5 protein-coding genes are annotated in these 8,523 nt (G+C 70.8%); 4 read left to right on the forward strand and 1 reads right to left on the reverse strand.

The features are described from left to right. On the reverse strand, positions 1-1,101 hold a 1,101-nt coding region (locus tag A5695_RS14760), incomplete at its 3' end, for an AMP-binding protein (RefSeq protein ID WP_068083154.1). Between the two features lie 97 nt (positions 1,102-1,198). Between A5695_RS14760 and A5695_RS14765 the strand changes: the two genes are divergently transcribed. The 4 genes from A5695_RS14765 to A5695_RS14780 all read left to right on the forward strand — a co-directional run. Continuing rightward, positions 1,199-4,714 carry a non-ribosomal peptide synthetase gene (locus A5695_RS14765; RefSeq protein WP_068083157.1) on the forward strand — a complete coding sequence of 1,172 codons (3,516 nt, stop codon included), beginning with the start codon at positions 1,199-1,201 and terminating at the stop codon, positions 4,712-4,714. 20 nt (positions 4,715-4,734) lie between these two features. Next, positions 4,735-5,475, forward strand: a complete 741-nt coding sequence (locus A5695_RS14770) for a thioesterase II family protein (protein WP_197515501.1) — start codon at positions 4,735-4,737, stop codon at positions 5,473-5,475. Further along, entirely contained in the window at positions 5,468-6,778 is a 1,311-nt protein-coding gene (locus A5695_RS14775; protein ID WP_068083162.1) for a polyketide synthase, read from the forward strand. Before A5695_RS14770 ends, A5695_RS14775 begins: the two co-directional genes overlap by 8 nt. Then, positions 6,778-8,523 (forward strand): acyltransferase domain-containing protein (locus A5695_RS14780; protein ID WP_156749658.1); only part of this gene is annotated, 1,746 nt, incomplete at its 3' end. The genes A5695_RS14775 and A5695_RS14780, both read left to right, overlap by 1 nt.

Consider the following 8,523-nt stretch of genomic DNA (forward strand, 5'->3'; position numbering starts at 1 on the left):
GTGGTCGACGACGTCGGGCGGATCGTCCGGGCGGGTGTAGTTCAGCAGCCCCTCCGCCATGCCGAACACCTGCTGGAGTCCCGGAGTCAATGCGGCGCGGATCAGCCGGGCGTCGTCAGGCTCCAGTTTCGCCCCGCCAACTTGCAAGAGCCGCAGGGACTTGGGCGTCACCGGCTCCCACTCGCAGGCCTGTGCCCACAGTTTGGCCAGGGCCGGCACCAGAGCGGTGACCGTGACGCCGTGGCGTTCGATGGCGGCGAAGGCGGCCTCGGGGCTCGGATCGGTGCCGAACACGGTGGTGGCGCCCACCGTCATGGCACCGAGCAGCCCGGGGCAGGCCAGTGGGAAGTTGTGGCCCGCCGACAGCAGGACCAGGCAGACGTCGTCGGCGGTAAGCCGGCAGACCTGCGCGCTGGCTGTCGCGTTGAACGCGTAATCATCGTGGGTGCGGGGGATGAGTTTGGGAGTGCCGGTGGTACCGCCCGAAACCAGGAGCAGGGCGGGCGATCCCGGATCGGCCGGTGGCGCCGGGGGCGGGGCGGCGGCCTGATCGCACAGCCGGGTCCACGAGGTGAACGAGCCCGGCTCGCCGTCGACGATGACGTGCTCGAGCGTCGGATGGCCCGCGACGAGCTCGCGCGCCATGACGCGATAATCGAAACCGTTTGCCGCGTCGGCGATCACCAACGCGGTGGCCTCGCTGACGGCGGCGAAGTGCCCCAATTCGGCCGCCCGGTGGCCGGGTAGGCACATCACCGGGATGGCGCCCGCCCGCAGCAGCCCGAAGAGCGCCACCGCGAACTGGCAACCGTTCGGCAGTTGCAACAGCACCCGGTCGCCGGGCTCGATGCCGAGCGCCCGCAGTCCAGCGGCGGCGCGGCCGGCTTGGTCATCGAGTCGGGCATAACTCAAGCCGGCCCCGTCCGCGGCGTCGAGCACGGCCGTCCGGTCGGGCCAGCGCTGCGCGGCGTCGCTCAGGATGGTGTCCAGAGTTCGGCCGGCCCAGTAGCCGGCCGCCCGATAGGCGGCGGCGCGATCGGCGGGGAACGGCACGAACCCTTCGAGGGCCCCGGCCGGGGGTTGCCGTGTGTTCGCGGTCATCGTGGTCCTCAGACGGGGGGCGTAGTAGCGGCGATCCGTGGGTAAGGATAGGGTAACCACAACTTAGGGCAGCCTGTGCTAATTCAGGGAGGGTTTCGTGGTGCGTGCCTCGGCGCGCTCGGCAGACGACGTCCGGGCAGAGGTAGCCGAACTGCTGGGCGTCGGTGTCGACGACGTCCACCCAAGCGCCAACCTCATCGGCCAGGGCCTGGACTCCATCCGGATGATGACCCTGGCGGGCCGGTGGCGTCGTCAGGGCGTCCCGGTCGATTTCGCCACGCTGGCCGAGACTCCCACGGTCGAGGCCTGGGCCGAGCTGGTGACCGTCGAGGCGCCGCCCGACCCTGCCGACCGGGAGGCTGCCGCCGAGGCGGCCTCGGCTGCCGGCGAGCCCTTTCCGCTGGCTCCGATGCAGCACGCGATGTGGATCGGGCGCCAGGACAACCAGCAGCTGGGTGGGGTGGCCGGACATCTCTACGTCGAATTCGACGGCGGCCCCATCGATCCCGCGCGGCTGCGCGAGGCCGCCACGGGGCTGGCCCGGCGCCACCCCATGCTGCGGGTTGAGTTCCTGCCCGACGGCACCCAGCGCATCGCGGCACCCGGGAGTGAATTCCCGGTCAGGATCGAGGACCTGCGCCACCTGGACGCCACGGGGGTCGAGCAGCGGCTGGCCGCCATGCGCGACGCCAAATCGCACCAGCAGCTCGACGGCGCGGTGTTCGAGCTCGCCCTGACGCGGCTGCCCGCGGAGCGCTCGCGCCTGCACGTCGATCTGGACATGCAGGCCGCCGATGCGATGAGCTATCGCACATTGATGGCCGACCTCGCCGCCCTGTATATCGGTCACGACCTGCCCGCGCTGAGCTACACCTACCGTCAGTACCGCCACGCGATCGAGGCGGAAGAGGCGCGGCCGCAGCCGGTCCGCGACGCGGCCCGGGAGTGGTGGGCGCAGCGCATCCCGCAACTGCCCGAGCCGCCGACGCTCCCCACCACCGGCGACCGCGGTTCGCGCAGGAGCACCCGGGTCTGGCACTGGCTGGATCCCGACACCCGTGACGCGCTGTTTTCCCGCGCCCAGGCCCGTGGGGTCACTCCTGCGATGGCGCTGGCCGCCTCCTTCGCCAACGCCCTGGCGCGCTGGTCTACCTCCGCACGCTTTCTGCTGAACGTGCCGCTGTTCGGCCGTCAGTCGCTGCACCCCGATGTCGACGCGGTGGTCGGCGATTTCACCTCGTCTCTGCTGCTCGACGTCGACCTCACCGGCGCGCGGACTCCGGCGGCGCGGGCGGGGGCAGTGCAGGACGCGATGCGGTCCGCCGCCGCCCACTCCGCCTATCCCGGGCTGTCGGTCCTGCGGGACCTCAGCCGCCATCGCGGCACGCAGGTGCTGGCGCCGGTCGTCTTCACCAGCGCGCTCGGACTCGGTGAGTTGTTCAGCCGCGACGTCACCGCCCAATTCGGCACCCCCGCGTGGATCATCTCCCAGGGTCCGCAGGTGCTGCTCGATGCTCAGGTCACCGAGTTCGATGGCGGTGTGCTGGTGAATTGGGATGTCCGCGAGGGGGTTTGCGCCCCCGGGGTCGTCGACGCCATGTTCGCCTACCACATCGACGAATTGCTCAGGCTGGCCTCCGCCGACGACAGTTGGGAGGCAATCGGGCCGCCGCCGCTACCGGACGCCCAGCGCGCGGTGCGTGACGCGGTCAACGGCCGCACCGCTGAACCCAGCGGAGAAGCGTTGCACGACGGGTTCTTCCGGCAAGCCGAGCAACGGCCCGATGCGCCCGCGATATTCGCCGGCTCGGGGGACCTCAGCTACGCGCAGCTGCGCGATCAGGCGCTGGCGGTGGCCGCCGCGTTGCGTGCGGCGGGTGTCGGCGCCGGCGACACGGTCGCGGTAATGGGCCCCAAGACCGCCGAGCAGGTGCCGGCGCTGCTGGGCATCCTCAGCATCGGCGCGGTCTACCTGCCGATCGGCGTCGACCAGCCGCGCGACCGCGCGGAGCGCATCGTGCACACCGGCGCCGTGCGCCTCGCCGTGGTGTGCGGCGGGCAGCGGCTTGGCCTGCCGGTGCCCGAGCTCTGCCTCGCCGATGTGCTGCGCGACACCCCCGCGGCCACCGAGACCAGCTTGGCCAGAGTCGATCCCGCCGACTTGGCCTACGTCTTGTTCACCTCGGGCTCGACCGGGGAACCCAAGGGGGTCGAGGTTACGCACGACGCCGCGATGAACACCGTGGAGTTCGTCGGCCGCCACTTCGAGATCGGCCCGGCGGATCGATGCCTGGCCCTGTCCACGCTCGAGGGCGACATCTCGGTGATGGACATCTTCGTAACCTTGCGGACGGGCGGGTCGATAGTGGTGGTCGACGAAGCGCAGCGCCGTGACCCCGACGCTTGGGCCCGGCTCATCGAAGCCCACCGGGTCACCGTGCTGCATTTCATGCCGGGCTGGCTGGAGATGCTGATCGAAGTCGGGCGCGGCCGGCTGTCGTCCGTGCGGGTGATTCCCACCGGGGGTGATTGGGTGCGTCCGGAGTTGGCCCGCCGGCTGCGGGCCGAGGCGCCCAACCTGCGGTTCGCCGGTTTGGGCGGCGCAACCGAAACCCCGATCCACAACACGATTTTCGAAGTGGCCGATCCTGACGAGTTGCCGCCCGACTGGACCGCGCTGCCCTACGGGGTGCCGCTGACCAACAACGCCTGCCGCGTCGTCAACGAGGCGGGTGACGACTGCCCCGACTGGGTCGCCGGCGAGCTGTGGGTGTCGGGCCGAGGCGTCGCGCGCGGCTATCGCGGGCGCCCCGATCTCACCGCGGAGCGCTTCGTCGAGCAGGGGGGCCGCAGGTGGTACCGCACCGGCGACCTGGCCAGGTATTGGCCCGACGGCACGCTCGAGTTCGTCGGGCGGGCCGATCACCGGGTCAAGATCAGCGGATATCGCGTCGAACTCGGTGAGGTCGAGGCCGCGTTGCGCCGACTGCCCGGGGTGGGTATCGCGGTGGCCGCCCTGCTCCCCGGACCCGGTGGATCCGACGTGTTGGCCGCCGCCGTCTGCCCCGAAGCCGCCGGCGGGGTTCAGCTGAGCACCGAGCGGCTTGCGGACCTGATGGCCGAACTCGTTCCCGCGCACATGATTCCGCGGCATTTCGCGTTGGTGGATCGTGTCCCGTTCACCCCTGCTGGGAAAATCGACCGCCGCGCCGTCGCGCGCGACCTGGGCGCCGCGGTGTCGGTGGCCGAACAGCCGGGCTACCGCGCCCCGGCGACGCCGCTGGAATCCGCCCTCGCCACGCTGCTTGGCGACCTCCTCGGCACGGACCGGGTGGGCCGTGACGACGACTTCTTCGCACTCGGCGGCGACTCGGTGCTGGCCACCCAGGCCGTGGGCCGTATCCGGACCTGGCTGGACACCCCGAATCTCATGGTCGCCGACATCTTCGCCACCCGAACCGTAGCGGCACTAGCGAATTTGCTCACCGAACGCGAGCGGGACGAGGCGCGGCTGGATCAGGTTGCCGAGCTGTACCTCGAAGTCATCCAGCTGGACGCCGCCACGGTGCTGTCGGCCAGTCGCCAAAGCGTGAAAACCGAGACGACGCAATGACATCCGACCCTGTGCTGAGCATGCCTACTGACTTCGCATCCTGGATCAAGCGGGTGCCCGGTCGGAACGGGAGCCGGCGCGGCCACACGATCGTCGTGTTTCCGCACGCCGGGGCCGCCGCCGCGAGCTATCGCTCGGTGGCGGCCGCGCTGGCGTCCGGCGGGGACGTCTATATCGTGCAGTACCCGCAGCGCGCGGACCGGTTCAGCCACCCGGCCCCCGACACGGTGCACGACCTCGCCCAGGGCTTGTTCGACGCCGGGCCGTGGAGTCGCATCGCGCCGCTTCGGCTCTTCGGTCACAGCATGGGCGCCGTCGTGGCGTTCGAGTTCGCCAGGATCGCCGAATCGCATGACACCGCCGTGCAGCGCTTATGGGTCTCGGCCGGTCCCGCGCCGTCCGCGGTCGCCGCGATGCCGGAGCTGCCCACCACCGACGACGAATTGCTCGCCGACATCGCCGATCTCGGCGGCACCGACCCCGAGCTGCTGGCCGACGAAGAGTTCGCGGAGCTGTTGACCACCGCCGTGCGCGCCGACTATCAAGCGATCAATCGCTACGAGTGCGCCCCCGATGTGCGCATCCGCGCCGACATCCGGGTATTGGGGGCGCGCGACGACCATCGCGTCGATCCGGCCACGCTGCGGCTCTGGCAGAACCACACCGCGGGCGACTTCGAGTTGTTCCTGTACGACGGCGGCCATTTCTACCTCGACGAGCACATCGACGCCGTGGCCGAACGGGTGAACGCCGATGCCTGACCGCAACGGCGCGTCCGATCCGGTGGTGATCGTCGGCATGGCGCTCGAAGCACCCGGCGGCATCGACACCGCCGAGAAGTACTGGGAGTTGTTGTCGGCCGGTCGTGAAGCGCTCGGTCCATTCCCCACCGACCGTGGTTGGCAGGTGAGCGAGCTGCTCGCCGGCTCACGGCGGAGCGGCTTCAAGGAAATCCATGATCGCGGTGGATTCCTCTCGGGGGCAACAACCTTCGACCCGGAGTTCTTCGGAATCTCGCCGCGGGAGGCCGTCGCGATGGACCCCCAGCAACGCGTCGTGCTCCGTGTCTGCTGGCGCGCGTTGGAGAACAGCGGCATCAATCCCGACGACCTGGCCGGGCACGACGTGGGCTGCTTCGTCGGTGCCTCGGCCACCGGATACGGGCCGCAAATGGCCAACTTCTCCCAGCACAGCGGCCACCTGCTCGCGGGCACCGCCCTGAGCGTGATCTCCGGCCGAGTCGCCTACACGCTGGGGCTGACCGGGCCGGCGCTGACGGTGGACTCGTCGTGTGCGTCCGCGCTGGCCGCATTCCATGTCGCGGTGCGGTCGGTCGAGAACGGCGACTGCGACCTGGCGTTGGCCGGCGGGGTGAACGTGCTGGGCTCGCCCGGGTTCTTCGTGGAGTTCTCCAAGCAACACGCGCTCTCCGACGACGGCCACTGCCGCCCCTACAGCGCGCAGGCCAGCGGAACGGTGTGGGCCGAGGGCGCGGCGATGTTTGTGCTGCAACGCAAGTCGGCCGCGCTGCGCGCCGGGCACGAGGTGGTGGCCGAGGTCCGCGCCACCGCCGTCAACCAGGACGGCCGCAGCGCCGGGCTCAGCGCCCCCAGCGGGGATGCCCAGCTCCGCCTGTTCCGGCGTGCCATGACGCAGGCCGGGATCCGGCCGGACGAGGTCGGCATGGTCGAGGGCCACGGCACCGGCACCCGCCTCGGCGACCGCACGGAACTGCGGTCGCTGGCGCAAACCTACGGTGACACGGCGCCCGGTGGTGGCGCGCTGCTCGGCTCGGTCAAGTCGAACGTCGGGCACGCCCTGGCCGCCAGCGGGGCGCTCGGCCTGGCCAAGGTGGTGGTCGCGGCCGAACATGGTGCTATCCCCGCGACCCTGCACGCGGCGGACCCCAGCCCGGAAATCGATTGGGACAGCCAAGGTTTGCGCCTGGCGAAGACCCTGACCCCGTGGTCGGCGGTCGGCGGCCAACGGATCGCGGCGGCGTCGGCGTTCGGCATCGCCGGCACCAACGCACACGTGATCGTCTCCCTGCCCGAGGTCGCGTGATGCTCACGTCCCCACTGCCCGACGGCCGCACACCCGTGTTGCTCACCGCGCACGACGACGAGCTGATCGTCGACGACGCCCGAGCGATCCTGGATTATCTGGACCGGACCGACGCCGACACGGCGGCGATAGCGTCGACCCTGCTGCGTCTGCGGCGGGTGCGGCGGCACCGCGCGGTGGTCCGGGCGGCCGACCGCGCCGAGCTCGCCGGAGGGCTGTCCGCCCTGGCGCGCGGCGAAGAGCACCCGCTTCTCACCCGGTCCTCAGCCGGGGCTGCGCCGGGCATCGCGTTCGTGTTTCCCGGCCAGGGCAACCAATGGCAATCGATGGGTGCCGAAGCCTATCAACGACTTCCGGCATACCGAGCCGAAGCCGACCGATGTGCGCAGGCCTTCCTCGCCGCGGGACTGCCCTCCCCGTTGCCCTACCTGACCGAAGGGGTCGGCCGCAACTGGTCGCGGACCGAAATCCAGGGAGCGCAGTTCGCCCACGCGGTCAGCCTGGCCCAGGAATGGCGATCCCACGGTGTGCTCCCCGCGATCGCCATCGGTCACAGCCTCGGTGAGGTCGCGGCGGCGTACGTGGCCGCGGCGATCACGTTGCCCGACGCGGTCGCGCTGGTCGGAGCCCGCGCCACCATCGTCGACCAATTGGTGGGCCAATACGCGATGGTGGTGCTGGGCGCCGGCGTCGACGAGGCCGAGTCGCTGATCGGGGAGACCGCGGACTGGCTGGAAATCTCGGCGGTCAACGGCCCCTCGTCGACCGTGGTGTCCGGAGACCACGACGCCGTGGCGGCCCTCGTGCGGCTGGCGCGCGAACGGGGGACGTTCGCCCACCAGCTGTCCGTCGACTACCCCGGGCACACCAGCGTCCTGCGGCCGTTGCGCGCGCAGTTGACCGAGCTGGTTCCCCGCTCGGCTTTCCAGGACAGCCCGGTCAGATTCGTCGGCTCGACCTTCGGTGGAGAGGTCGGCAGCGGCGTTGGGTTCGCCCAATACTGGTATGAAAACCTCTGCAACACGGTGCGTTTCGATCAGGCGGTGACTACAGCTCGACAACTCGGGGCTACCACATTCATCGAAATGTCCGCGCATCCCTCGCTGCTGTACCCGCTCGCGGACCTGATCGATGAGCGGACCAGCGTGGTCGTCGGCTCGGGCCACCGCGAGGGCGCCATCACCGAGGTGCTGGCGAAGAACATCGCGACCGTCGCGACCGCCGATCCCGGGTGCCAGTGGGCAAACACCATCCCCGGCGGTGTCGGCCGACCCCTGCGCGGGTTCCCCAACGCCCCGATGCGGGCCGTGCACCTCTGGGCTGCTCCCGAGCCGCCGACCGACACGCCGCTCGCCCCATCGCTCACCGTCGCGGTCGAGAGCTGGCAGCCGGCGACCCCCTCGAACGCGGCGGGTGCCGACATCGGGTTCTTCGGCGCTGACCCCCAGCGCGCGTTGGAACAGCGGCTGATCGATGCCGTTGGTGCGCAAGGCGGTTGCCGGGTGGTCGCACCGCACGAGGCCGAGATCGTCGCGGTCATCGCCCCCAGGCTCGACGAGCCGGATTCCATCGCGGCGATCGAGCAGATCGCCCGCCGGCCGGACGCGGGTCTACCCGATTACGCCGCCCTGATCGGCCCACGCTGCCGGGCCGTCTGGTTGCTCACCGCCGGCGCGGAAAACGTCGGCCCCGACGACGTCGGCGCGTCCCCGGCGCAGGCGGCGCTGGCCGCGATGCATCGCAGC

This window comes from Mycobacterium sp. E1747 (genome assembly GCF_001667775.1).
Lineage (GTDB): Bacteria > Actinomycetota > Actinomycetes > Mycobacteriales > Mycobacteriaceae > Mycobacterium.

Coding starts and splice junctions, on each gene's coding strand:
- A5695_RS14770 (WP_197515501.1), top strand. CDS start 4,735: ATGCCTACTGACTTCGCATCCTGGATCAAGCGGGTGCCCGGTCGGAAC.
- A5695_RS14775 (WP_068083162.1), top strand. CDS start 5,468: ATGCCTGACCGCAACGGCGCGTCCGATCCGGTGGTGATCGTCGGCATG.